The following is a 25,571-nucleotide window of genomic DNA, read 5'->3' as shown; positions in this document are numbered from 1 at the left end:
CATGACAAACCGAAATAACATAGGTCGCGCCGGTGAACATATCACTAATCTTGGCCCTATTCCCGGCATTAGCGAGCGAGGGGTAGATGGTGAAGTTCGGGTGAAAGACGAAAACCTTCAAACATTCAAGGTCAAAATTGAACTGGATACCACTGATGTTGAGAAAACAATAGCTCAGGTAAACAAACAGTTCGGCGATTTCCTGAGAACCTTAAAGGTAGACGAGCCGGTTTATCACGTTGTCTTTTACAAAAAATCAGGTGGTGCCATTACAGGGTATCGGTCGAATGAGATGTTTGACCTGCACTCCCGTTACTTCAGTGCCAGCGCCACTCCTGAGCTGGAGGGTAAAATTTTAGTGGCGGCTGATGAGGTTTCTAGCGTGATCTCGATGCCATATCACCCAGCAAAAAAAGACGGCGAAGTATAAAGGCATTACAGAGGTCATTTCACGGAGTGGCCTCAATAATGTCAATTATTGAGGATTGTTCAGTATGGCTTCGATAAAAGAATCCACTGATACCAATGGACAATCAAAATATTACGTCCACTGGAAGGATGAAAAATCCGGTCATGGGCGCCGCCGAATTTTTAAGAATATTGATGATGCCGCACATCTTTTCTGGCAAAAACAGAATGCTGAACTGGATTGTCGAACTGCTAACTGGAGCGGTATCGATAATTCATGGAATTTAAAGAAACTGTTAATGTTTTTCCTTGGGCATCAGTTCAATAAAGTTGAAACAAATCAGATCCGCTTATCCAGTTACAAAAAATGCCGACATGATATTCTTGCTATAGATGGCGAAATATTGAGTAGGAATATATTAAATATTTCTCATTATGATATTGCTGATTCTGTTCGGACTGGCTGCCATCGCTGGGTTCGTTCTGCTTACTTCCTTTTGCTTGAAAAGAAGCTGATCAACTTTAACCCGGTTAAAAAAGCCGTGAAGCGCAAGCGTAAACCTATCACCATTCCATCAAAAGCGACGGTTCGTCAATTGCTGAATGCTGCCCCGCAGCGCGAACGTATCGCGTGCTGGCTGGGAATTTGTGGGTTGCGAATTGGTGAGGTACTCGCCGTTACCTATGCTGATGTCTCTGAGGACTGGATTCACATCCGCCGTCACGTAGTGGATGGTGTTATCTGCGATGGTCTGAAGCGAGGTGTCGAACGCCGGGTAAGAATGCCCCACGAGCTTTTTGATTTACTCGATAAATCGCTTATCGGTACAACACACCCGCTGATAGCGAACCAGTTTACTGGTGGACCGTTATCGACCTGCTACGGGACTCAGGGGGCGCTGTATAAATCGCTACAGGCTTTCGATATCCGATGTTTTCATCATCTCCGGCATTTTGCGGTTTCTCGCCTGGCTGAAAAAGGGGTGGATATTATGAAGATTTCCCGTCTGATTGGTCATTCGAGTATCAGGATCACCATCGATGTTTACGGGCATCTTTTTAACGAGTCAGTAGATATGGATCTGGACTGAGTTATCCACAAAATGGAAATGGTATAGCGATCCACTATCTCCCCATTTCATGCGGCCTGAGAGCATCAAATCGCAGTTTTGCCAAAAAACACGATATGCCGCATTTTTACCCCCTTTGATATGCCGCACTTGGCACCAGAGAGGACGAGGCCTGCAAGCCAGAAATTGCAGCGTGATACGCCGCACTCGGATCCGGGAAATTGAGATTTGAACAAAAAATAAACACCTTGACTTGGGCGGGCGTATGGCTCCTAAAAAAAGCTTCAAAAAAGCCTACGTCGGTATCGTTATGGACATGGCATTAGCCCGCAGCAAGATCAGCAACCGAATGGTTGCTCAGCGCTTAGGTGTGGATGAGACGACGATCCGCCGCTGGCGAAAAGAGAATATCGACTTCGAGCGTGCTTTCAGCGAGGCTCGCGAAGTGCTGGCGGAGAAGATAAACAACGTCGCGGGTAAAAGTCTGGACGTTCGCAAGCGGAAAACCATCACCACTTCGCCTGATGGTGTAAAGACTACTGTTGAAGATGTGCTACCAACGCACAACGATGTTGCCCTATTTGCCAAATCCCTTGGGCTCGGTCGCAGCGTGTACGGGGAGGAAGATCGGCTTCGTGATGTGCTTCGTGACGTGATGAAGCATAAGGTTGCCGGGAAGTATACCGCGCTGGAGGCAGCTCAGCTACTTGAGTCCGAGGGGATAAAACTTCCGGAAACCCTGCTTATGGAACTGGAAGCGCCGAAAATATTCGAATCGTTCACCAATATCGAAGCAACAGCCAAAGCAGACGCTGAAAAACTGACACCACTCGAAGCGGCCGATCTCTACAAAAAATTCATGGGCTGAAAAATGCAAAAACAGGCATCTCGAACGGAAAAAATGCTATGCACTTTTTGGCCCTGTTTATGCACGTTTTATTCACGCACTTTTTGCTACTTATCCTGACGAAATAAGCCTTTGGCGGACATTTCATCATGGGAGGGATCCGGCTGGTGCGGGTAACAGTCATTATGTTAAATCGGGTCGATTTTTAGGAAATTATCTCATGCCGCTGCCTTTCCCTTTTGACTTCAAAAATCCTGATTACAACATGGTTTTTGAGTGGAGGATGGAGCGCCTGCAGCGCATTAGGGAAAACCCCGGCTTTCTACCGGCGCTAAAAGAGTTTTACCGGACGAACCCGGCCCAGTTCATCATCGACTGGGGGATGACTACTGACCCGCGTAACCTCGATTATGGATTGCCGGCTACCATTCCATTTTTGCTCTTCCCCAGACAGGAGGAGTGGATTAACTGGATCATGGAGCGCCGTATCCAACTCGAACACGGGCTAACAGAAAAGAGCCGTGAAATGGGGCTGAGCTGGACCTCTATCGGCCTGGCCTGTTCTCTCTGCCTGTTCAACAAAGAAATGGTGATCGGCTTCGGTTCCCGCAAAGAGGAATATGTCGACAGTACCGGCGACCCGAAAGCACTGTTCTGGAAGGCGCGTAAGTTTGTTGAAATGCTGCCCGTCGAGTTCCGCGGGTCCTGGATGGAAAAGAAGCACGCTCCGTATATGCGTGTTGAATTTCCGGACACGGGGGCGGTAATCAAAGGTGAAGCGGGCGATAACATTGGCCGTGGTGACCGTACGACTCTCTATTTTGTCGATGAGGCGGCATTCCTTCAGCGGCCACTGCTGATTGATGCAGCGCTTTCGCAAACTACGCGCTGCCGTATCGATCTCTCTTCTGTCAATGGCATGAGCAACCCCTTTGCGCAAAAGCGCCATAGCGGGAAAATTCCGGTATTCACATTCCACTGGCGTAGCGACCCGCGTAAGGACGAGGAGTGGTACCGCAAGGAGTGCGAGAAAATTGATAACCCGGTCATCGTTGCTCAGGAGCTGGACCTGAACTATCAGGCATCAGCCGAAGGTATCCTGATTCCTTCCGAGTGGGTGCAGGCTGCTGTTGATGCTCATATCAAGTTGGGTATTCAGCCCAGTGGCCAGCGTCTTGGGGCGATGGACGTTGCGGACGAAGGTAAGGATAAAAACAGCTTCTCGGCACGTTACGGCTTTCTTCTGCATGACGTTAAAGAATGGTCTGGCGAGGGGAGTGACATCTATGCCTCAGTCGTCAAGGTCTTTGGCTACTGCGATGATTTTGGCCTTGATGAGTTCCGTTTCGATGAGGATGGTCTGGGTGCTGGCGCTCGCGGTGATGCTCGGGTGATTAACGAGCTTCGCCAGGCAGAAAGGCTGGGCTATATCACCGCCACGCCTTTCCGTGGTAGCGGCAGCGTCTTTGATCCGGAAGATGAAGCCGTTCCCGGCGATAACGGAAAGCCAGCCCGACTGAACAAAGATATGTTTGCGAATGCTAAAGCTCAGGGCTGGTGGCATCTTCGAAAGCTGTTTCGCAACACCTTTCGTGCGCTTCAGGGGATGAATTACGACCCCGATCAGATTATTTCAATCAGCAGCACGATGGAAAATAAAGACCGGCTTTTGATGGAACTATCTCAACCCACCTGGTCAAGAAATACCGTTGGCAAAATCCTTGTGGACAAACAACCTGAAGGCACGAAGTCACCCAATCTGGCCGACTCAGTGATGATTAACTACGCGCCGATGGATTCATCCCTTGATATCTGGGCCAAACTGGCCGGAGCTTAATATGTCCCGTAAGAAACGCCAGAACGGCGCACAACAGCCCGTTAGGACAGCTGACGGGTACAACAACTTCACCGCAAAACTCGGCACTAATACTCAGAATATCCAGACCGGTGGCACGTACGTGCCTGGCTATATCACGCGCGACCGTGTGATGCTGGAATTTGCCTACCGGTCATCGTTTCTGGTGGGCGCTGGTGTTGACTCTATGGCCGATGACATGACCCGAAAGGGGATTAGCATCAGCTCAAAACTGGAGCCAGGTCAGAAGGGCAAGGTAGAAACCTTCTGGGATGACTTCGCTATCTGGGATGGGTTGAACGATGTTCTGAAGTGGTCACGACTGTACGGCGGCGCGATTTTGGTCATGCTGATTGATGGTCAGGATATGTCCACGCCATTAAATATCGACCGCATCAAAGAGGGGCAATTTAAAGGTGTGATGGCACTGGATCGCTGGATGGTAAACCCGTCCTACAACAATCTAGTGACTGACTACGGCCCAGAGTTCGGTAAACCGAAATTCTACAAGGTGGTTGTTAACCAGCAGGGGATTCCCCCCTGGAGAATCCATCATAGTCGCCTCATCCGAATGGAGGGCGACTCGTTACCATTCCAACAGGCCCAGACAGAAAACGGCTGGGGTATGTCGGTTGTCGAACGCATATTTGAACGCATTCAGGCATTCGATACGGCGACGGTTGGCACAACTCAGCTCATCCACAAGGCCCACCTGCGTACCTACAGCATCGAAAAATTACGCACGATACTGGCTACCGGCGGGGATCTGGAAAAGGGATTGATGCGTCATCTGGACATGATCCGCGAGTTCCAGACTATCGAGGGGATGACCCTCATGGATGCCTCGGACAAATTCGAGACTCACAGCTATTCGTTCGCGGGCGTGGCGGACGTACTTCTGCGCTTCGCTGAGCAGGTCTCGGGCGCAACAGGTATCCCGCTGGTTCGCCTGTTCGGCCAGTCTCCCGCGGGGTTCAATACCGGCGATGGTGACCTGGAAAACTACTACAGCCGCGTTAACTCGCTGCAGGAGCGCCGGTTACGTAGGCATGTACGCAAGTTGCTCGATGTCAGCTGGCGATCGTTGTTCGGCCAGTCACTGCCAGACGATTTCACCTTTGAGTTTAACAAGCTCTGGGAGATGTCTGATACCGACCGCTCAACAATGGCTAACAACGTCGCTACGGCGCTCACTGCGCTGGTAGACCGCCAGATTATGCCGGTCCACGCAGCCATGAACGACCTGCGGAATATCTCCGATGTGATCGGCATCGGCGGTTCAATCACTGACAAGGATATTGAAGATGCGAAAGCCCAGTGGGAGGAGGCTGAATCTGAAACCCAACCTCCGCCGCCGGTCGGAACGCCAGTATCAGAAAAGCCTACTGGCGATAGTCGACCAGATAAACCAAATCGTAACGGGTTCATACGATGGTTCACAGGCAAGCGCTGAGAGCATTACTAAATCTCTGGTTGACTACTCCGGGGTGATCGACGACTGGGCGGAAATGGTCGGCAAGAAGATGTTCGCCCAGGTGGAGCAGGAAGAATGGCAGCAATGGCGGTCAGTCTCCGAAGAGATAGGCGCGGGTCTGCGCGACGTGATTGGGAATACGCCCGTCGGACAGGTGGCGCAGGATATCGTTTATCGGCAGATTCAGCTGATGAAATCTCTGCCTCTGGAGTCGGCCGACCGGGTGCGTGATATCCAGACCCGAGCTATTGAGGCGATGGTGAATGGCGAGCGCCCGGATCAACTCTACGAGATGATTATGGAAACGGGCGGCGTGGCAGCCAGCAGGGCGCGAATGATAGCCCGTACGGAGATAGGCCGCGCTACCGGAGCGCTGACACAGGCGCGAGCGCTGGCCGTTGGCTCTGAGGGCTACTGGTGGCGCATTGAAGGCGCCGGCACCCGACCATCGCACCGCAAGATGAAAGATAAGTTTGTGCGTTGGGATAACCCGCCGACGCTTGACGGAATGACCGGGCATGCCGGTTGCCTGCCTAACTGCAAATGCTGGTCAGAAGTGCAGATACCTGAACCGAGAAAGTGAAAAACATGGCTTATCCCTGCCAATCTGGCTTAACTATCAAACCCGTGAAATGTTACCAAAATGTTGTGGTGAAAAAGAGGCCGAAACCACCGACAAAACCTGGTCTTTTGCGGCTTTAACGGGACATTTCAATCCAGTTCATTTTCGTTGGTGCGGGTAAGAACCATTATGTTAAATAGCCCGCTATTTTGAACAATTATCCCTTTACCGAAGGTCGCCTCTGAGCGGCCTTTTTTGTTGCCCGAAGAGGTGAGAATGAAAAAGGTCCATATCGAATCAAAGCGAGCCGGCGACCGCAGGGTTATCGAAATATCGATAGGCGGTATCACCGCGCGTTATCGCGCCGCTGGCGAGCTCTCAGAGTTAAAAGCCACAGGTCGCGGTAACGTCCGCCAGGTTAAGGCGCTGCTCCGTGAGTTCATTCGCAACGCTGACCCCGCGCTCATTTAGCGAGGCACCATGAAATATTACTTTACCGCCCGACTGGGGGAGACGCGATACCTGCAGGCTGATGGCTCTTTGTTGTGCAAAGACGTCCCGATCGCCAGAACAGGCACGCAAATCTATTTGCCGGAAGAGGTGGACATCGATCCAGACCCGCTTACCGGCACCGTAACGGTGTGGCGTACCGAGGATGAGGTTTTCTCCCCGGAGACGATGGCGAGCTTTGAAGGTGTTGCTGTCACCCTGGAGCATCCAGAAGGGGTGAACGGTGAAATCGTCTTTGTAAACCCTTCAAACTACTCCGAACTGGCCCACGGACATATCCAGAACGTTCGCCGCGGTACTGGCGATAAGTCAGACCTGCTGATAGCTGATGTGCTGGTTAAGCGTCAGGAGGCTATCGACGCCATTCAGGCTGGTTATACAGACGTCAGCTGCGGCTACGACGCCAAATACAAACAACTTTCCCCGGGCAAGGGGAAGCAATACCAAATCACCGGGAACCATCTCGCTGTCGGCATCGACCGGGGGAGAGCTGGCGGCCGCTGTGCAATCGGGGATTCAGTCCCATCAACGTTAAGAAAGGAAAAGCCAATAATGTCATGGTTTAAAAGCTTGGCTAAGGCCATTAAGACGAAAGATGAGGACGCGTTAGCGAAGCTCATCGACGAAGCGCCGGACATGCCGTCTGATGGCATGGGCTCTATCCCCGGTCCGACTATCAACATCAACGTGCCGTCACAGGCTACCGCGCTGCCGACCGAAAACCGGACCACCACGGACGAAACGCCTGGCGACAACTCAGGGAAAGAGAAAACCAGCGACGAAGGTGTGCCTGAGTGGGCTCAGGCGCTGATCGCCCGTATCGACGCACTGGAAGGTAAGACCACCGACGCGGACCCGGATCCGGAAGGCACCCCTACCGGTGACGAAGACGCGGAAGAAGATAAGAAAGTGACAGGCGATGCGGCGTTTAAACGCAACATCATCGCTGACGCTGAAATCATCTGTCCCGGCTTCCAGCCTAACGGCGACAAAGGTCTTAAACGCCAGGTGTTGAGCCACGCTATGCGCACCGGTGACAGCCTGAAAGCGTTTGGCGTTGATGATTTCACCAAAGCGCCAAAGTCCACGGTGGACGCTGTATTTAAGGCCGCTGTCGAAATCAACAAGGCCAAAAACCATCTGTCGCCGCTGAATAACAGTGTTCGTACAACCGACAGCAACCCCAGCACCAAAAACATGTCCCCGGCTGAGCTGAACAAGATCAACGCCGATTTCTGGAACAAGCGCAAATAAGGTAATTCAACATGGCTGGAAAAGCATATTTAACCCGCATGCCCCTTGGGTTTGTCGGTGGAGTAACGCGCCCGCGAGATCTGACTATTGAGCCGGTCACGCTGGACCACACCAACTTATTTTCAACCTACGGCCTGCCGGGTAAATACGTGAACGATCAGTTCGTTCCGCTGGCAGATGGCGACACCATCGCCAAAGTGAAAGGGATTTTCGTTCGTCCGTTCCCGATCACCTCCGCCCCCGATCTGGCTTACCTCGGCATCACTGCTAACCAGGTCGGTGACAACCTGAAGCGTGGATACATCTGCGTCAAGGCGACTGCAGGTAACGCGGCTGCGGCGAAAAAAGGCGATCCGGTATATGTGCGCGTCACTGCGGGCACGACTGCAAGCCCTGTCGGCTCCTTTGTGCTGACACAGGATGCTACTGCAGCAAACACACCTCAGCTGACGAATGCAGAGGTAATGGGGCCAGGCGAAGCCGACGGCCGTATCGAAATTGCATTTAACATCTGAGGAAGAATGAATGTTTACAGTTGACAGAGCGACCATCGACTCTACCGGCGCTTTTGTTGTCGGCGAGCTGGAGCGCATGGATCAGACGCTGAACATGCCGCTGGTGTCCGTTAAGTGGACCCGCGACATGCCACTGCGTAGCGATATCTCCATCGCGGATGAAGTTTCGTCCTTTACCAATACCGATTTTTCCAGTGTCGGCGGCCCAAACCCGATGGGTAAAAACTGGATGGGTAAGAAGGGTACGGCAACGCCTGGCCCGGAACTGAATATTGAACCGACGCGTAACAACCTCACGCCGTGGGCGACGGAAGTATCGTGGACCGTCCTTGAACTGGCATCTGCACAGAAACTGGGGCGTCCTATCGATACCCAGAAGTATGAAGCGATGAAGCTGAAGTGGAACATGGATACCGACGAGCAGGTGTATATCGGTGACTCTGGACTGGGTGTGCCCGGTATGCTTAACCTGCCAGACATCACACCGCTGGCTGCTGCCGCAGCGTGGACCGCTACAACCGATCCAGACGTCATCCTGCAGGATATTAACCTGTTGCTGACCGATGTATGGATGCGCTCCGGTTATGCGGTATGCCCTGCAAAAATCGGCCTGGCCCCGGAGCTGTTCGGCTTGCTGACCATTAAAAAGGTTTCCTCTGCCGGTAACATCTCCGTGCTGGAGTACGTGAAAATCAACAGCATCGCGTTTCAGGAAAACGGCGAACCGCTGGAGATCGTCTCCATTAAATGGGCGTCAAAACGTGGTGCGGGCGGTTCCCATCGCATCGTCGCGTACACTCAGGATGAAAAATACATCCGCTTCCCGATGGTGCCGCTGCTGAACACACCGCTGGAGTATCGCAGCATGCAGCAACTGACCGTGTACTACGGAAAACTGGGACAGGTTGAAGTGCCGTATTCCAATGCGCTCTCTTACCTGGACGTTCCGGCATCCTGATAACCAATGAGGGTGAGGGAAGCCTCGCCCCTTAATGGAGTGATCAAATGAAGTATCTCGTAACTGCTGCCGCAACGTTAAGCTTTGCGGATGGTTCAAAGTTTGAAATCAGTAAGGGCGTTCACAGCGGCTCTGAGTTCCCGGGTAGTGTGAAATCGCACTGGGCCTTTGAAGCTTATGCAAAGCAGATCGACGATGCCGAGGCGGAGCAGCTTGAAGCAGCTAACGCTGACATGAAGGCCTATATTGCCTCTCTGGAAAGTGCTAACGCTGAGCTGTTAAACCAGATTGCCGAAAAGGACAAAGAAATCGCTGACCTGAAGTCCGCTACTGAAAACCCTGTCACTACCGATGAAAATCAGGAGACTGGCAATGCCAAAAAACAGTCTTCTACCAACAAGTAATCAGTTCCGCGCCGACTTCCCTGAGTTCGCCGATACCACCCGCTATCCTGAGCCCGCAGTGACTTTTTACCTGGGGCAGGCTGATGTCATTCTCAATCAGGACGTGCTGGGCGACCAGTTCATTTATCTCGCTGAGCTTTTCGTTGCGCACTATACCGAACTGCGCGGGCGGGCGATTGCAACGTCGGCTATCGGCGGTGGGGTGAACTCATCGAGCGGGGGTGTGCTTGCGTCAAAGTCGGTAGATAAGGTCAGCGCCAGTTACGACGTCTCGGGCATTATTAATCCCGATGCGGGGTTCTGGAACAATACCGGCTACGGACGTGAGTTCTTCTGGTGGTGGTCGATGTTCGGCGCCGGCGGCAGACAACTGCTATGAAGTCCGGACTCACGATACGTTCGGACAATTACGCTGGCGTTCTGGATGCACTAAAGCAGCTTTCAGGCACTGATGTGCTGGTAGGTATACCTGCTGGCCCACAGCGCGAAGACGCACCGCTGAGTAACGCTGAGCTGGGATATCTGCAATCGACAGGCGCCACAGTAGAGATCGACGGGGAAACCGTGACTCTGCCCCCCAGGCCATTTCTGGATATGGGTATAGAGGATTCACGGGATAAAACCACCGAGCGGTTAAAGCTGGCTGCTCAGGCTGCGCTTGAAGGTAAAGCTGGTGCGGCAGAGCAGCATCTTGAAGCCGCCGGCCAGATAGCACGGGATGCCTCAAAAGCCGTCATTGAAGCGGGTGACCGATTGATGCCACTTTCTGAAAAAACCATCCAGAAACGCCGGGCAATGAAGCCACCTATCCTCGGCGATAAGCCACTTCGCGCCCGCGGGTTCCTGTTCCGGGCAATTCAGTACGTCGTGAGGAAAAAATAATGCCTTTTCTCGATGTGACGGATGTCCTGCTTGATCCGGATTTTGTCGACCTTTCTCTGTTCTGTCATCGGCAGGTGCAGACGGTTGACGAAGATAACTATCCGATCAATACGCCGCATGAAATCCCGTTCTCTGGAGTGGTGACCGTTGACCGCGCGCTGGAAGCAAAGCGTATGGCAGCAGGGCAGAATATCAACGGCGCCATCCTTATCGTGACGCAGTTCAGGCTTACCCAGGGGATGCCGGCCAGCGACACAACGCCGGAACTGGACGCCGATATCGTTATTTATAGCGGGCGTCGGTACCGCGTGACGTTTGTCGATCCGTACACCCGATACGGTGCTGGTTTCGTGCAGGCACATTGCGAACTGCTGGAATTTAACGGAGGTATTCCCGTTGAGTAACGACAGCACAGAGCCCGGCTATCTTACCCCCGTCGGTGATGCTCCTGATTACGATAAGGACCTGGAAAAGCAACTGAGTCGTTGGGTGAGAGGGGTGACGGGAATGCCAGTTAATATGGTGCTTCCCCGATTCACAGATCCGCAACCCAAGATACCAGTAAACGGGGAAACATGGTGCGGTTTCAACTTCGCCACGCTGTCTCGTCCAGGTATGCCAGCAAACACCCAGGTCAGCGACGAGCAAAGCGAACAATGGTCGTGGGAGAATATCCAGGCTCTGTTCTGTTTCTACGGTCCTGGCGGTTCTGCGATGGCCACGCGCTTTCGCGATGGAATGTTTATAGAGCAAAACTCAGATACGTTCCGACGAATCTCAGGTTTGTCGCTGGTGGATGCCGGAGAAATTCGCAACCTCCCCGAATTGATCAATAACCAGTGGGTGCGCCGGTACGACCTGACCGTGACCCTTTCCCGCAAAAACACCCGTACCTACAACGTTAAATCTGTAGTTGCTGAATCCGTCATCGACGCGAACGTTAAAATAATTACCGGAGACTAACATGGAAAAAGGGCTTCCCCTTAACCGTATCACTGATGTGACGGTGACGCTTTCCGCACGGGCCGCGCAGGGGCGCAATTTTGGCTCGATGCTTATTCTGGGTGACTCAACCGTCATCCCGATTGCTGAACGCCTCCGGGCTTATTCTGCTCCTGATGATATCGGCGATGATTTCGGGGTAGACAGCGAAGAGTATAAAGCCGCTGTTATCTGGTTCTCTCAACAGCCACAGCCCGCCCTGGTTTATGTCGGGCGCTGGGTTAAGAAACTGGAAACCGGCGAGACCGGCGCTGTAGAAACGTTGCTGCAGGCTGTTAATGCGCTGATGGACTACAACGCCTGGTATGGTCTTCATCTGGCGGTTCCGGCGGATGACTACCCGGACGACGCAGCTATTATCTCCGTATCAGCAGCTATCGAAGCGTCTACCGTATCGCGCATCTTTGGCATTACCACTGCTGAGGCGACGATTCTGGATGCGGCCACAACGACGGATCTGGCTTCTAAACTGAAGGCGGCGAAATACAGCCGAACCTTTACCCAGTATTCAACCAGCAGCCGCTACGCCGCTTTATCTGCCTTTGCCCGTGCCTTCACTGTCGATTTCACCGGTAGCAACACGACGATCACCCTGAAGTTCAAACAGCAGCCTGGCATTACCTACGAAACCCTCGGCACATCACAGGCCAATAACCTGGAAGCGAAGAACTGTAACGTTTACGTCTACTACGAGAACGATACGGCGATTCTTGAGCAGGGCGTCATGGCGAATGGTGATTTCTTCGACGAGCGTCACGGCCTCGACTGGCTGCAGAACGCGGTCCAGACCGCCGACTTCAATACGCTCTATACCAGCACAACCAAAATACCGCAGACCGACGCTGGTACCACCACTCGTATTGCGAACATTGAGCTGGTGCTTGATAAAGCCGTCAAGAACGGGCTGTTTGCGCCGGGTAAATGGACTGGCAAGCCAATCGGTCAGTTGAATACGGGCGACACGCTGACGAAGGGTTATTACACCTGGGCGGAAAACGTTGATGACCAGCTTCAGGTCGATCGCGAAGCGCGTAAAGGCGTGCCTATTCAGGTCGCCGGGAAACTGGCTGGCGCTGTCCATTACGGCAGCGTGGCAATCACTGTGGTTCGCTAAGGAGAGACCATGTCTGCTTATTCTTTTCTTGATGTATCCGGCACGTTTACCGGGCCGACGGGTTCGATAGAGCTTGGTTCCGGATCGGCGAACTCCGAAGAGGGGATTGTCGTAGCTATGACCGAAGCCAAAAACACCATGACTGTTGGTGCTGATGGCGAGGTTATGCATAGTCTGCACGGCGGTAAGAGCGGCACTATTACCGTTACGCTGCTGAAGACCTCCCCGGTCAATAAAAAGTTGTCGCTGATGTACAACGCACAGAGCCAGTCCTCCGCGCTCTGGGGTAACAACATCATTGTTCTGCGTAACAAAGTCAGTGGCGACATCGTGACGGCGCGCAGCGTAGCTTTCCAGAAACAACCGGACTGGAACAACCCGAAAGCCGCCGGGACGGTCGCATGGGTGTTTGACGGCGGAAAAATTGATGAACTGCTGGGGGAGTTTTAACAGATGGAATGCACAATCAATGGCGTGAATTATCGCGCCAACAAGCTGGGCGTATTTGACCAGCTGAAGGTATCCCGAAAACTACTTCCGATCCTCGCGGGCCTGATGTCAGATTTCTCCAGCATCAAAGCATTGCTACCTGCCAGCGCTCAACTCGATAGCGGCAGTCTGGATAAGCTGGAGCCGGTATTTAATACCCTGCTACCGCGTATCGCTGACGAGGTGTCAAAACTCAGTGAAGAGGACACCAATGCCATTATTCATCCGTGCCTGGCTGTGGTCGTGCGCCAAAATGGTAAAACGTGGGCGCCCGTATTCCGCAGTGGCGAACTGATGTTTGACGACATCGACCTGTTTAGCATGCTGCAGTTGGTGGCGCGGGTGGTCGCCGACAGTCTGGGAAATTTTTTGCCAGAACCACGCGACAAAGAGATGCCAGACCCGAAATAGGAATAGCGCTGGATTCTTTGCCTGATGGAGAGGACTTTCTGATGCGCCCAGTAGATGCCGGATATATCCCTTACACCGCACTCAAAGACGGTTCGGTCGACCTGGCCGACATCGCCCGTATGAATGACTGGCTCGACCTGAAAGCTGATAACGAATACCGCGTAGCGAAATGGAGAGAGAACAATGAACGCTGAAACGCTCAAGGACTTTCTGATCTCGCTGGGTTTTAACGTTGACGAGGCCGGGGCCAGAAAATTCAATGCTGCCGTAGCGGGTGCAACGCTCAAGGCGATTGAGCTTGGTGCCAAAGTGGAGCTGGCCGCTGCGTCTGTGGTGGCCTTTACCGCGAAAGTCGCCAGCAGCCTTGATAATCTGTACTGGGCCTCTCAGCGTACCGGTGCGATGGTAGAGGGCATCAAACAAATTGGCTATGCCGTCAGCCAGATGGGCGGTAGTGTCGACGGGGCCCGCGGCTCTCTCGAAAATCTTGCCCGGTTCATGCGCAACAACCCCGGCGCCGAGGGCTTTCTGAATCGGCTGGGCGTCCAGACCCGCGACGCCAGCGGCAACATGCGCGATATGGCGAGCATCTTCACAGGCGTAGGCCAGCGACTCAGCAGTATGCCGTACTACCGGGCTAACCAGTATGCGCAGATGCTGGGCCTGGATGAAAATACCCTGATGGCAATGCGTCGCGGTATCGGTCAGTTTAGCGGCGAATACACCGCTATGGCGAAGGCTATCGGCTATAACGCTGATGCGGCCGCTGTCAGCTCAAACAAGTTCATGACCTCGCTGCGCTCTTTTGGCCTTATGGCGGGAATGGCGCGGGACAAGATAGGGTCAAGCCTGGCTGACGGTCTGACCGGGGCGCTGGACCGGCTGCGGCGCCAGATCCTCGACAACTTCCCGAAAATAGAAGGGGCCATTACAGCGACGGTTAAGGGCATCCTCTGGGCCGGGGAAATGGTAGGCAGGGTTATTTATCGTCTTATTCAGGCTGCGGGTGATATCCGGGACTGGTGGAAAGGGCTTGATGAAGACACGCAGAAGCTGATCGGCACACTTGGCGGAATGCTGGTGGTCTGGAGATTACTGAACGCCGCTATGCTCGCCTCTCCGATTACATGGGTGCTGGCGCTCGCGGGTGCGCTTCTGCTGCTCTACGACGATTACAAGACGTGGAAAGAAGGCGGTAAAAGCCTCATTGACTGGAAGCAGTGGGAGCCGGCCATTGAGAAAGCCAAAGCGGCGATACTGTGGCTCCGAGATAAGCTGTTGGGTCTGAAGGATGATGTCGGCGGCTGGAAAAACGCCCTGGAGGGAATAGCCACCTTCATGGCTGGCGCATGGATAGCTAAAATCATTGGCGCTCATTCTAAATTGATGGGCCTCCCGATACCACCCTGGCTGAAGCTTTGGGCATTGTATGCCGGGTATATTGTCAGTGATAAAGACAACATATCTGATAGCGCCAAATCCTCATGGGATTATACCAAACGCAATATCGGAGATGCTCTGGCTGCTATAGGCATTAAAACAGATCTCGGGCGGAAAGATGTCAGTGAAGTTCGTGACCACCCGGCATGGATGGACTGGTTACTTGGACCCGGAAAGATTATCCGTCAGGGGCAGAGTAACGGCGTGGTATATAGCCCCAATATTCAACCGGATATTCCCGGTAGCGGTGGCACTGTTGCCGACAGAAACAACAACCCCGGCAATATCCGCCCGGTGGGCGGCGGGGGATTTCGTACCTTTCAGAGTGCCCTTCATGGCTGGACTGCCATGAAAAATCAGCTGATGCGCTACTTTACCGGGAAAACGACCGGGCGCCGACTGCAAACCATCATGGATATCGTCAGTACCTGGGCGCCAGCAGGGGACAATAACGACCCGGCTAAATATGCCCGTGACGTTGCTGGCTGGATGGGGGTGTCACCTACAGCAGCGCTGAACCTGACAGATCCGAATACCATGGGGGCTCTTATGCAGTCCATGGCCCGCAAGGAGGGTTACGCGAACTGGCGCAGCCCGATGGCGTACCAGGCTGCTGGAGCGACGCTAAACCAGAATACCGTCATCAATATTTCTGGCGTCAGCGACCCGAGGGAGGCCGGTAAAATTGTCGCTGACAACCAGGGCAATGTTAATTCCCGCGCAACCCAGCAACTGACTAAGGGGCCAAGCTAATGGATATTCTTTCTACGCTTTTCCAGCAGCGTAGCCGACGCATTGGCCTGATGGTGCCTGATGTGGTTATTTCAGAGCGCCATAGTGATGCGCTGGAAGTGACCGAGCATCCAGTGGAGAGGCCTACAAGCGCCAGTACGGGGTTCGTTGCCGATCATGCATATCGTCGACCTTCAGAAGTCGTCATGGAGATTGGCTTCGCTGGTGGTGGTTCGCTGGTTGATTTCTACGATACGAGAAATATCGGACTGTCGACACCGCTCAACAGTATGGGGCCCAAGGAGGTTTATGCTGAGTTGCTTAAAATGCAGCAGGAAAGGCAACTGCTCGATGTGACTACCGGCAAGCGCCTGTATACCAATATGGTTATCCGGGCCTTGGATGTGACCACCGATCGCACCAGTGAAAACGTTCTTATGGCTACGGTTACACTGCGGGAGGTGATCACCAGCCAGACGCAAACAGTCAGCGTGGCGGCGAAGGAAAACATGAAAGAGGGCGCAAACACGTCAGCGGTGCAAAACTCAGGAGTAAAGACGCCGACTCCGAAAGATGAGTCGCTACTAAGCCGGTTTTTCGGTTTCATCTCGGGAGGTTAAATGGCTGTTTCAGAAATCCCTCTTTCCCCGGAAAACCAGCAATTCTTCATATCTGTGGCGGGACAAGGTCTGCAAATGACTGTGACCTGGCGTGCGGCTTTCTGGTGTCTGGATATCATGGACAGTTCCGGAGCCGACCTGATAAAAGGCATTCCTCTTATCACCGGCGCCGATCTGCTGGCACAGTATCGCTATCTCGGTCTTGGATTTTCGCTCTATGTCAATTGCGACGACCCGGCAAATGATAATCCAACCCAAACCGACCTCGGCATTAAAAGCCACCTCTACGTAGTAACGGAGTGATTATGTCTCAGAACTGGATGCGACACTTTGAGTTGCAGCTTATTGACGATAAGGGGAATGGGATATCGCTGTCGGATTTTAAGGTGACGTTTAATATCCAGAAGATGCCCGCGACTATCTTTAACGGGTTCGTGGGTAACTTCAAAATTTACAATCTGGCGCCTGAAACCCAGAACCGGATAATGGGGACGGAGTTTACCCGGATTAGAGCCATCGCCGGCTACAACGGCGCCGCTGATGATAGCGGGGAATACCCGGATAAAAACATCGGTCTGATTTTCAATGGTGACATCCGCTTCACCATTACTGGCAAAGATAACGTCACCGATAGCTGGGTGCTCATCCAGTGTATCGATGGCTGGGAAGGGCATTTGAATGCCAGCGTGCAAACGACGGTTGCGGCAGGCTGGAAGCATGCAGATCTGTTTGATCTCGGCATGCAGTCATTAAGGCCATACGGAATATCTGAAGGTAGCACGCCCGATTTCGGCTCAACTGTTTTTCCCCGCGGACGTACCATTTACCAGAGTACCGGGCGCCTGATGTTCGGTCTGGCTGGGCAGTGTAAGGCCAATTGGTGGTATGAAAATAATCAGGTGCATATCCTTCCTGAGGACAAATATATTCAGGAAGCAATCGTGCTGAACGCCGATACCGGACTGATCGGCATGCCACAGCAGACAATGGGCGCCGGGGTTAACGTTCGCTGCCTGATAAACCCAAATATTAAGCTCGGGGGCCTTATCAGGCTGGATCAGGCTTCTGTATATCGCACCCCCCTCGGCAATGACCAGGTTGGACAGTCACCAGGGTCATTAGGCGAAAGCACCACAGATGGTAACATCTATGTTGACGGTCTTCCCGGGGCGCAACTGGCGGCAATCAACACTGATGGTGATTACATTGTCGGCAGCATTGACTATACTGGCGATACTCGCGGGCAGCCGTGGTATATGGATTTGCTCTGCCTGGCGAAAGGGGCTCGGGATTTGCTCAACTCAAAAGGTTTAGATGCGGCGCAATACACATGAAGAAAAATATCATTGTTTGTATTTTAACCCTCCTTCTCACCACTTCTACCTATGCAGATACAGGCTGCGGACCGTTTGGAATTAACTGGAAGGCGCAGGATGGATTTGCAAGGATAAATGGGGCTAGGCCTGAATCCCAGAAAATAACTTTTCTGAAGGCAAGGGATGATTATAACAATGTGAAAATACAGTGGATGATTCCGGATGCCAGATCTGGCCGTTGGCTTGGAATGGATTTTGTTGCTCGAAACGGAAAACCTATTCTAAATGTTGAGGTCGTTCGCAAGAATATGGATGAACCACGGCAGTTTTGGACCTATAACTGTAAGAGGATAAAATGAAAAAGTATTTATTGGCTCTACTGTTATGCCCGATAGTGGTTAGCGCAGGAACGCTAGAGGATTTTTTCACCCAGCATCCGGATTTATATAACAATATTCACACTCGAAATGCTATTAAGTCCACAGCACGCGTTGCCACGATTGACGACGTCTCGCTTCAGAAGAAAGATGGTGAAATGTCAGGTCAGGTTATGACCCGGTTGCTAAAAGAAGACGGCGATAGCTACGCTCAGATTGCGTTGCGAATCCTTGAAAACCAATGTGAGCAGGGGGTGGCCATGGAGGCGTCGCAGCTAAAGGATGATGACTGCAAGCTAATTTTACGAGAATCAAAATGAAAATCGCACGCAGGGCGGGTTATGGTCGGTGGTATGTAGCCTACAAAATGACAAAAAGCATACTGCTTAACCAGATCCTCATTACTCGTCAGTATATCTACCCGGTTAAGCTTGTCGACAGTACCGAAACTGGCACCGTAGAAGAGTTTTCTCACGCCGTTAAAGTTTCCGGAGATCTTCTGCGAAGATAATTCTTAATACGGCAACTAACCCGCTCCGGCGGGTTTTTTATTTCCGCAACACAACATAAACCTCGCTTCGGCGGGTTTTTTAATGCCCGGAGTAAACCAAATGCCCGTAGCACTAAACTCCCAGCTCGGCAGCAAAGAGCAGGCCGACGCACAGCTGGCGCAGGCGATCATGTCCGCAATGCGCGTCTCTATTCCCGGCATCATTCAGTCGTTTGATCCGGATGCTGTCACCGCTGTTGTTCAGCCGGCCATTAAAGGCGCAGAGCAGGACGAATCAGGCACCGAGGTTTCGGTAAGCCTGCCGCTGCTGGTGGACGTTCCTGTCGTATTCCCTCGCGGCGGAGGCTGCACGCTGACTTTTCCTGTTAAAGCTGGTGATGAATGCCTGGTTATCTTTGCAGACCGCTGCATTGATTTCTGGTGGCAGAGCGGCGGTATTCAGGAGCCGGTAGACGGGCGCATGCACGATTTATCGGATGCATTCTGTATCGTGGGCCCGCAGTCACAGGCGAAGAAAATCAGCGGCATTAGTACCAGTGCGGTGGAGTTGCGTAGCGACGATGGCAGTACAAAGCTGAGCCTTAATCCTGCCAGCGGAGCCATCAACGGAACGGCGCCGGGAGGTTTTAACCTGAACGGGCTTAAAATTCTTCCTGATGGGCGCCTGCAGCTGGTGGATGGCTCAATCGTCGATAAGCATACGCATGGTGGCGTTGAATCAGGCGGCAGTAACACAGCACCGCTTGGGGGGTGATATGCGATACCGACGTGAAGATGATGACGGTGATTACACTTTCGGTCAGGGTGATGATACCTGGCTGGTTAACTCCCCGGAGGCCGTCGCGCAGGCCATTAAAACACGCTTCCTGCTCTGGTATGGAGAATGGTTCCTTGATACGACAGCAGGAACACCCTGGATACAGTCTGTTCTGGGGAGGCACAAGCCAGAAACCTATAACCTCGCCATTCGAAAACGAATCCTTGAAACGCGCGGGGTGAAATCAATCACCGACTTTAATACTACCGTTGACGGCAGGAATCGGCGTGTAACGTTCACGGCAACGGTAGAAACCATCTACGGAACAACGACAGTAACCAGCGAGGCATAAATGGCCCTCAATTTGGACACGCTCGGCTTATCGGCAACGGTAACCGCTGAGGGGATAAGTGCGCCCGACTATCAGACCGTGCTGGCCACCATCACTGGCTATTTCCAGCAGATTTACGGCAGTGATGCTTATATCGACCCTGACAGCAAAGACGGCCAGATGGTGGCCCTGGTGGCGCTGGCTATTCACGATGCAAATAATACGGCGATCGCCGTTTATAACAGTTTTTCACCATCGACGGGAATCGGCGCCGGCCTGTCCAGTAACGTCAAAATTAACGGCATTACCCGGCGTGCGGCGACAAATTCAACGGTCGATTTGTTACTTACCGGCACCGTAGGCACGGCCATCACCAACGGATCTGTGCGCGACGCAAACCGCGTGGTCTGGAATCTGCCAGCGACGGTGGTTATTGGTTCTGATGGTACCGTGGTGGCGACGGCTACGTGTGCAAATCCTGGCGCCGTAGCCGCGGTGGCGGGGTCAGTAAATGCCATCAACACGCCGACGCGCGGATGGGCATCTGTCACAAACCCGCTGGCGGCCACTGTGGGTGTGCCAGCAGAAAAAGACGCAGAATTGCGCGCAAGACAGTCACAGAGCGTCGCGTTACCGTCGCTGACGCCATTCGAAGCAGTTGATGGTGCGATAGCAAATATCGATGGCGTAACGCGCCATAAGCTGTATGAGAACGATACTGATAACCCAGACGCTAACGGGTTACCGCCGCACTCAATTGCCGCCATTGTTGAGGGTGGTGACGCGACTAAGATTGCCAATAGCCTTCGTGGCGTAAAAGGGCAGGGCGTTACTCCATTTGGCAGCACGGTAATTATTGTTCCGGATAAGTACGGCAGCCCTCACCCGGTCGGATTCTCACGACCGGTTAATGTGCCTGTTTTCGTCAAAATCACCATTAGCCCACTGACGGGTTATACCTCGCAGGTGGGGGATGAGATAAAGTCTGCGGTCGCTGCGTACATTAACTCGCTATCCATCGGCGCCAGTGTGCTATTAAGCCGCGTGTACTCTCCGGCAAACCTGGGCGTTGTCAGCGGCGGCAACGCCAGATATTACGACATTACGGAATTGCTGATCGGGACGTCTCCCGCAGGAGTGACCGCGGGTAATGTCGTAATAGCGTTCGACCATTCAGCATCCTGCACGGTTGAGAACATTAATCTGGAAGTGTCTCTATGAGTAAATACACTGACCGGATAACGAACTACCACGCGGGGAAACCGAAGTTTTTTGCGCACGTTGACCTGTCAACGCGGCCATTAATCGACACATCCTCTGCGATGGTCAGCATGATTCAGGATTTTGACATTGATACCGCCATTGGTCAGCAACTGGATATTTTAGGTGAATGGATAGGCCGCAAACGCAGGGTCAGCACACCCATCTCGGGCGTTTATTTTTCGTGGGACACAGAAAAACTTGGCTGGGACCAGGGTGTCTGGCAGGGACCTTTTGATCCAGATGATGGCTTTCTCGATTTGAGCGATGAAGTTTACCGCCTGGTACTGAAAGTCAAAATCGCTATCAACAACTGGAACGGCCAGAACGACACATTGCCGGAGATCCTCGATAACGCTCTTGCTGGCTCGGGTATTCGGATGGCTATTGTCGATAATCAGGATATGTCCATCTCGATATGGATACTGCCGGATCCGTCTGTCGTTATGAGCGAAATAGACAGGATGATTCTTGATAGCGCGGTTAATAAAGGACCATTTATTGCGCTACCCCCCGGTTATGTTCCATCCCGCTATGACCTCAATCCCATTGATCAGGTTAATGCCGAATTATGGTGGACCATACAGAACGGATATATGACTGTTAAAGCGGCAGGAGTGAAGGTGAGAGAGATACAGATCCCTTCAAATGGTGGTTACTCATTTTTTGGTTTTGATGTTGATAATGAATATATATCAGGATTTGATTCTGGTAATTGGGGAGAAGACTTATAATGCCTACCAATGATTTTAAACCTTTTGCTGTCGGGAATAATGCAAACGTAATTCCCCAGGCCGATTATTTAGCACTTGCTGCACTAATAAGCGGTTTCTCATCTGGCAAAGCATCTTCAGCACAGGTGAATAAAGCCATCCGGCAAGCTACTGTAATGGCTAGCGTGCTCGCTCAGTTTATTTCAGACTCGGCAAATGTCGATGTATTGGATAACGGGAATGTCGCTGCAATTCTTTTAAATCTGAAAAATGGCATGACAGCGGTAACGCCGGGACGCCTTCTGAATGTACAGGTTGTTACCAGCAGCGCTCTGATTACAAAATCAGAAGGTGCAAAAAAATGGCGTATTCGTGCGCTGGGTGCAGGTGCCGGGAGTTCAGCTGCGCCTGCTACCGGCGCAGGTGAGGTTTCGATAAGTGGGGGCGGTGGTGCCGGAGCGTATGCAGAAGGTACTTATGATGTGTCCGCATTAACATCAGTCTCGGTAACTATTGGCAGTGGGGGTATAGGCGGTACAGCTGGTTCACTTTACGGCGGTGATGGTGGCACAACCTCTGTGGGAGTGCTCATCTCCGCCCCAGGCGGAAAAGCCGGGTTGCCCGCAGGCCCGGCAGTTCCTCCATTTCAGCCTGTAGCAAATACAAACTCCAATAGTCCAACAGGCTGGAACACTGTAGGCACTTCAGGTCCGGGAACTGAGCCAGCAGTAGCTGTATCCACAAGTTATGCGGCTGGCTCACGTGGGGCAGACAGTCAGTTGGGCGTCGGCGGATCCGTTCCGGCAATAAACACGACCGCAAACACTGGCGGCGGTTATGGTTCTGGTGCGTCAGGATGTTCTAACGGACCCTCTCAATCAGCAAAAGCAGGCGCGAATGGTCGTGACGGAATAGTTATTATTGAGGAGTATGCATAATGGATACTAATGCATGGGCTGTAATTGATAGCAATGGCATTGTAGTAAATATTGTGGTTTGGGACGGGTCTGAAGAATGGTTGCCACCTGAGGGGATGACGGCGGTTAATTGTGGAGATAAGCCATTTTGTATCGGCGGTTCATATAGGGATGGTGAATTTACACCGCCCTCTGTAAGTGAATAATCTATTATAAAATCCCCTTGGTGAAAATATGACTCAATATAATACGGGTAATTCTGTCCCGTCCTCGGCCATGCCTGATGCTTGGGATAATAATGAAACTATTGATAATTTCGTTAACTCACCTGATTTAAGCGTAAAAACAAGAACCGGAATAGAGCGCGACACCATGGCCGGTATACAGAAGAAGGCCGACGATCAGCGCGAACAAATGGCAACTGATGGCGCAGCCGTGGTAGAGGCAACCCGCCAGAACCTTATTCCCCTGAGTCGTCAGTACATGACGCTGGCAGAGGCACAGGCTGATATCGCGAATATCCCTGCTGGCTCGACAACGTATTACCGAAGCCCTGACGACAGCGCTCTGGCTATTGAGGTAATCAATAACGCAGGTACGCTTGTAGCAACCGGCAGAAAAATGCCCTCAGCAATGCCTACAGGATACCAGTCCGCAACGGCAGTCAGTAGCAGCGCGGCAAACACGGTCGCGATCACTATTCCAGGCCTGCTTGTTGACAGCAGCCTGATTTATTTCCTGTCCCCCATCCTGAATACCGGGGCGGTCAGTGTGACCGTGACAGACGCGAAGGGGAATACCGTTAATCGAATTGTGCTTAGAGGTGCAAACGCACCACTAGCAGGTGGGGAGTTAAATGTCTCCCATCCTGTTCTTTGTATCTACCGGGGAGCACCGATTAACAATTTTATGCTGGTAGCGTCTGGCCCAATGGCGTCGGAGGTGGCAGCCAGCCTTACCGCATACAAGACCACTAATGATGCCCTGACCGCCACCCTGAAAAATCAGGTGCCTATCCCGGTGACAGTTGGCAGTGTTGCCGATGACATTTACACGGCAACATCATCCATCACCAGCGGCGAGCTACAGGGCGGGAGACTCTTCCTGTTTACGCCGCCGTCCGCAAATACAACCCGTACCCCCAAGCTGAAACTCAATGCGTGGGGTGCCTATGACATTAGACATATTAATGGCGGGCAGGTTGCTGCCGGAGACCTGGCATCAGGCCGGGCGCATCTGCTGCACTGGCACGCAGGGGCTAATCAGTTTCGGGTAATGACGTATGCCGATGAGCGAGAAAAAATTTACGGTACAGTTCTTCGCGCAACCATGACCAGCGATGCCAGTACGCCGAATGATTTATCTGTCACGGTTGATGGTTATATCGGCAATGGCACGTTGGTAGTATTGGAACCACCAGCAACGAATACCGGGGCGGTCGCCATCACTGTCGTTAACCGTTACGGCGACAAGATTGTACGCAGTGTGTTTAAGGGTGCAAACTCGCCGCTGACAGGTGGGGAGATAAAGTACGCAGAACCAGTTTTTCTGATGTATCGCGGCGCACCGCAAAACAACTTCAAAATCATTTCGTCCGGCGATTTGTCCACTCCAGTGGCAAAACTCCAGTCGGATGTTGAAACTCTCAAAGCCTCATTTACCGACCCGTATGCGAAGCTGGCGAAAAAAATTATCGGCGATGGTACGACCGCGAATACCGGGCCTTTTGGTTCGATATCGTTCACGAATGGGGTAAGGACCACAGTTAAGCGTCGGCTGGTATTTACCTCAATCGGCTCGTCAGTCGGTGTTGGAGCGGGTTCTTCTGATGGTTCCAAATTTGCGCCTAACTCGCTGTTCGTCGAGGCCATGAAAGCGCAGTTAGCCGGGTACGGTAACTTTGAGTTTATCAATGATAACCAATGTATTCCCACTCAGGCGCTACAGCAGTTTTCTGCCCAACTTCATAACTCACCATACTTCACCAGCACAAACGAGAATGACTGGCCCGATTTTGTACTCATTATTGGCGGCATGAATGATGCGCCCGTCGGGAACTTTAACAACGGGCTAACGTTCCCTGCGCAAAAAGGAAAACTTGAAGCTCTTATCGATGAGTGTAAAGCCAAAGGCGCGGTAGTGATTGTTGCTACCAGCCCACACCACAACCCACTAAGCCCGTCTGTTACGGCTATGGACTTAGGCAGCCTGAACGTTTCATGGCCTGTCAGGACGTTCAACGTTGACACAAACTATACCTTTGATGCGGCAGCGCGAACCATCAATGGCGGGGCATTCTCCTACGGGACAGACAACGCCGCTACCAGCTGGGGCGGCCAGATTCTTCAGGTAGGTCATACGCTCCGTGTATTGAGTGGTGAAAACGCGGGGGACTACACAATCTCAGCCATTTCTGCCGACCGGAACACCATCACAGTAGCAGAATCTTTCCCGGCTTCTGGTCTCATAAAGACGACTATTCGTCATATCGGTCTTAACAGCCTACGCGAAGAGATTCTAGAGCCACCTCCGTCACGATCATTTATCGAGCGGGACTGGTCTGGAAGCAGAACCAAAACCGTAGGCGCTGCCCGATTCGGCATGGTGAACAGCATGTTCCGGTCTGTGGCAAGAGATAAAGCGGTATTCCTGATGGAATGTGAAATACCGTGGTTCCGGGATGGCGTTGAAGCGCATGGTTGGGCGGCGCTGTTCGACGGTACGAACTACAACCACCCGAATGACCTCGGCTATACCGTCAGTTACAAGGCTGGCGCAGATGCAGCGGCATTTAGTCTGTGCAAACTGATTTACGGCGAAAAATACTACTTACCTTCGTGAG

At 52.5% G+C, this 25,571-nt stretch carries 32 protein-coding genes; all 32 read left to right on the top strand.

What is annotated here, in order from left to right; genetic code table 11:
- Window position 1: 1 nt before the first annotated feature.
- The 32 genes from FNY10_RS08945 to FNY10_RS08790 all read left to right on the top strand — a co-directional run bounded on the left by FNY10_RS08945 (window position 2) and on the right by FNY10_RS08790 (window position 25,570).
- A complete protein-coding gene (locus FNY10_RS08945) occupies window positions 2-430 on the top strand; it encodes a hypothetical protein (RefSeq protein ID WP_160704831.1) in 429 nt (142 codons plus the stop codon).
- 64 nt (window positions 431-494) lie between these two features.
- Window positions 495-1,499: a tyrosine-type recombinase/integrase gene (locus FNY10_RS08940; RefSeq protein WP_160704833.1), complete on the top strand. Its 1,005-nt coding sequence runs from the start codon at window positions 495-497 to the stop codon at window positions 1,497-1,499.
- Window positions 1,500-1,743: 244 nt separating this feature from the next.
- The gene (locus tag FNY10_RS08935; RefSeq protein ID WP_160704835.1) at window positions 1,744-2,346 is read left to right on the top strand and encodes a hypothetical protein; all 603 of its coding nucleotides are present in this window, start codon (window positions 1,744-1,746) and stop codon (window positions 2,344-2,346) included.
- Window positions 2,347-2,545: 199 nt separating this feature from the next.
- On the top strand, window positions 2,546-4,162 hold the full coding sequence (locus tag FNY10_RS08930) for a TerL protein (RefSeq protein ID WP_160704837.1): 1,617 nt from the start codon (window positions 2,546-2,548) through the stop codon (window positions 4,160-4,162).
- A gap of 1 nt (window position 4,163) precedes the next feature.
- Window positions 4,164-5,633, top strand: a complete 1,470-nt coding sequence (locus FNY10_RS08925) for a DUF1073 domain-containing protein (RefSeq protein WP_160704839.1) — start codon at window positions 4,164-4,166, stop codon at window positions 5,631-5,633.
- A gap of 55 nt (window positions 5,634-5,688) precedes the next feature.
- Window positions 5,689-6,237 carry a phage minor head protein gene (locus FNY10_RS08920; RefSeq protein ID WP_160704886.1) on the top strand — a complete coding sequence of 183 codons (549 nt, stop codon included), beginning with the start codon at window positions 5,689-5,691 and terminating at the stop codon, window positions 6,235-6,237.
- Between the two features lie 255 nt (window positions 6,238-6,492).
- On the top strand, window positions 6,493-6,687 hold the full coding sequence (locus tag FNY10_RS08915) for a hypothetical protein (protein WP_085332301.1): 195 nt from the start codon (window positions 6,493-6,495) through the stop codon (window positions 6,685-6,687).
- 9 nt (window positions 6,688-6,696) lie between these two features.
- Window positions 6,697-7,980: a DUF2213 domain-containing protein gene (locus FNY10_RS08910; RefSeq protein WP_160704841.1), complete on the top strand. Its 1,284-nt coding sequence runs from the start codon at window positions 6,697-6,699 to the stop codon at window positions 7,978-7,980.
- An 11-nt stretch (window positions 7,981-7,991) separates the two neighbouring features.
- Window positions 7,992-8,495: a hypothetical protein gene (locus tag FNY10_RS08905; RefSeq protein WP_160704843.1), complete on the top strand. Its 504-nt coding sequence runs from the start codon at window positions 7,992-7,994 to the stop codon at window positions 8,493-8,495.
- Between the two features lie 10 nt (window positions 8,496-8,505).
- Complete coding sequence (locus tag FNY10_RS08900) at window positions 8,506-9,453, top strand: DUF2184 domain-containing protein (protein ID WP_160704845.1); 948 nt, start codon at window positions 8,506-8,508, stop codon at window positions 9,451-9,453.
- A gap of 47 nt (window positions 9,454-9,500) precedes the next feature.
- The gene (locus tag FNY10_RS08895; protein ID WP_160704847.1) at window positions 9,501-9,857 is read left to right on the top strand and encodes an STY1053 family phage-associated protein; all 357 of its coding nucleotides are present in this window, start codon (window positions 9,501-9,503) and stop codon (window positions 9,855-9,857) included.
- Window positions 9,826-10,236: a DUF4054 domain-containing protein gene (locus FNY10_RS08890; protein ID WP_160704848.1), complete on the top strand. Its 411-nt coding sequence runs from the start codon at window positions 9,826-9,828 to the stop codon at window positions 10,234-10,236. Before FNY10_RS08895 ends, FNY10_RS08890 begins: the two co-directional genes overlap by 32 nt.
- Window positions 10,233-10,739 carry a hypothetical protein gene (locus FNY10_RS08885; RefSeq protein ID WP_160704849.1) on the top strand — a complete coding sequence of 169 codons (507 nt, stop codon included), beginning with the start codon at window positions 10,233-10,235 and terminating at the stop codon, window positions 10,737-10,739. The genes FNY10_RS08890 and FNY10_RS08885 overlap by 4 nt, the downstream gene beginning before the upstream one ends.
- Window positions 10,739-11,143, top strand: coding sequence for a head-tail adaptor (locus FNY10_RS08880; protein ID WP_160704850.1), 405 nt, complete (start codon window positions 10,739-10,741; stop codon window positions 11,141-11,143). The genes FNY10_RS08885 and FNY10_RS08880 overlap by 1 nt, the downstream gene beginning before the upstream one ends.
- Window positions 11,136-11,702 (top strand): LIC_12616 family protein, encoded by a 567-nt coding sequence (locus FNY10_RS08875; protein ID WP_160704851.1) that lies wholly within the window; start codon window positions 11,136-11,138, stop codon window positions 11,700-11,702. The genes FNY10_RS08880 and FNY10_RS08875 overlap by 8 nt, the downstream gene beginning before the upstream one ends.
- Window position 11,703: 1 nt before the next feature.
- Window positions 11,704-12,855 (top strand): DUF3383 family protein, encoded by a 1,152-nt coding sequence (locus FNY10_RS08870; protein ID WP_160704852.1) that lies wholly within the window; start codon window positions 11,704-11,706, stop codon window positions 12,853-12,855.
- A 9-nt stretch (window positions 12,856-12,864) separates the two neighbouring features.
- Complete coding sequence (locus FNY10_RS08865; protein ID WP_160704853.1) at window positions 12,865-13,305, top strand: phage structural protein; 441 nt, start codon at window positions 12,865-12,867, stop codon at window positions 13,303-13,305.
- 3 nt (window positions 13,306-13,308) lie between these two features.
- Complete coding sequence (locus FNY10_RS08860) at window positions 13,309-13,755, top strand: phage tail assembly chaperone (protein WP_160704854.1); 447 nt, start codon at window positions 13,309-13,311, stop codon at window positions 13,753-13,755.
- A gap of 41 nt (window positions 13,756-13,796) precedes the next feature.
- Window positions 13,797-13,949, top strand: coding sequence for a DUF6889 family protein (locus FNY10_RS08855; protein ID WP_160704855.1), 153 nt, complete (start codon window positions 13,797-13,799; stop codon window positions 13,947-13,949).
- Window positions 13,939-15,948: a lytic transglycosylase catalytic gene (locus tag FNY10_RS08850; protein WP_160704856.1), complete on the top strand. Its 2,010-nt coding sequence runs from the start codon at window positions 13,939-13,941 to the stop codon at window positions 15,946-15,948. The genes FNY10_RS08855 and FNY10_RS08850 overlap by 11 nt, the downstream gene beginning before the upstream one ends.
- On the top strand, window positions 15,948-16,547 hold the full coding sequence (locus tag FNY10_RS08845) for a phage baseplate protein (protein ID WP_202395498.1): 600 nt from the start codon (window positions 15,948-15,950) through the stop codon (window positions 16,545-16,547). Before FNY10_RS08850 ends, FNY10_RS08845 begins: the two co-directional genes overlap by 1 nt.
- The gene (locus tag FNY10_RS08840; RefSeq protein ID WP_416309049.1) at window positions 16,548-16,850 is read left to right on the top strand and encodes a phage baseplate plug family protein; all 303 of its coding nucleotides are present in this window, start codon (window positions 16,548-16,550) and stop codon (window positions 16,848-16,850) included.
- Between the two features lie 2 nt (window positions 16,851-16,852).
- Complete coding sequence (locus FNY10_RS08835; RefSeq protein ID WP_160704857.1) at window positions 16,853-17,881, top strand: hypothetical protein; 1,029 nt, start codon at window positions 16,853-16,855, stop codon at window positions 17,879-17,881.
- Window positions 17,878-18,222, top strand: a complete 345-nt coding sequence (locus tag FNY10_RS08830; protein ID WP_160704858.1) for a hypothetical protein — start codon at window positions 17,878-17,880, stop codon at window positions 18,220-18,222. The genes FNY10_RS08835 and FNY10_RS08830 overlap by 4 nt, the downstream gene beginning before the upstream one ends.
- Entirely contained in the window at window positions 18,219-18,560 is a 342-nt protein-coding gene (locus FNY10_RS08825) for a hypothetical protein (RefSeq protein WP_160704859.1), read from the top strand. Before FNY10_RS08830 ends, FNY10_RS08825 begins: the two co-directional genes overlap by 4 nt.
- Before the next feature lie 291 nt (window positions 18,561-18,851).
- Window positions 18,852-19,505: a Gp138 family membrane-puncturing spike protein gene (locus FNY10_RS08820; protein WP_160704860.1), complete on the top strand. Its 654-nt coding sequence runs from the start codon at window positions 18,852-18,854 to the stop codon at window positions 19,503-19,505.
- A 1-nt stretch (window position 19,506) separates the two neighbouring features.
- Window positions 19,507-19,860, top strand: a complete 354-nt coding sequence (locus FNY10_RS08815) for a hypothetical protein (RefSeq protein WP_160704861.1) — start codon at window positions 19,507-19,509, stop codon at window positions 19,858-19,860.
- The gene (locus tag FNY10_RS08810) at window positions 19,861-21,060 is read left to right on the top strand and encodes a baseplate J/gp47 family protein (RefSeq protein ID WP_160704862.1); all 1,200 of its coding nucleotides are present in this window, start codon (window positions 19,861-19,863) and stop codon (window positions 21,058-21,060) included.
- Entirely contained in the window at window positions 21,057-21,833 is a 777-nt protein-coding gene (locus FNY10_RS08805) for a DUF2612 domain-containing protein (protein WP_160704863.1), read from the top strand. Before FNY10_RS08810 ends, FNY10_RS08805 begins: the two co-directional genes overlap by 4 nt.
- Window positions 21,833-22,750, top strand: a complete 918-nt coding sequence (locus tag FNY10_RS08800) for a hypothetical protein (protein WP_160704864.1) — start codon at window positions 21,833-21,835, stop codon at window positions 22,748-22,750. The genes FNY10_RS08805 and FNY10_RS08800 overlap by 1 nt, the downstream gene beginning before the upstream one ends.
- Window positions 22,750-22,935: a hypothetical protein gene (locus FNY10_RS08795; protein ID WP_160704865.1), complete on the top strand. Its 186-nt coding sequence runs from the start codon at window positions 22,750-22,752 to the stop codon at window positions 22,933-22,935. Before FNY10_RS08800 ends, FNY10_RS08795 begins: the two co-directional genes overlap by 1 nt.
- A 28-nt stretch (window positions 22,936-22,963) precedes the next feature.
- Complete coding sequence (locus tag FNY10_RS08790; RefSeq protein ID WP_416309067.1) at window positions 22,964-25,570, top strand: hypothetical protein; 2,607 nt, start codon at window positions 22,964-22,966, stop codon at window positions 25,568-25,570.
- The last annotated feature ends 1 nt before the right edge of the window (window position 25,571 follow it).

Source organism: Klebsiella sp. Lac1 (genome assembly GCF_009825425.1).
GTDB classification, from domain to species: Bacteria; Pseudomonadota; Gammaproteobacteria; order Enterobacterales; family Enterobacteriaceae; genus Klebsiella; species Klebsiella electrica.
This window is presented reverse-complemented; position numbering and strand designations above follow the sequence as displayed.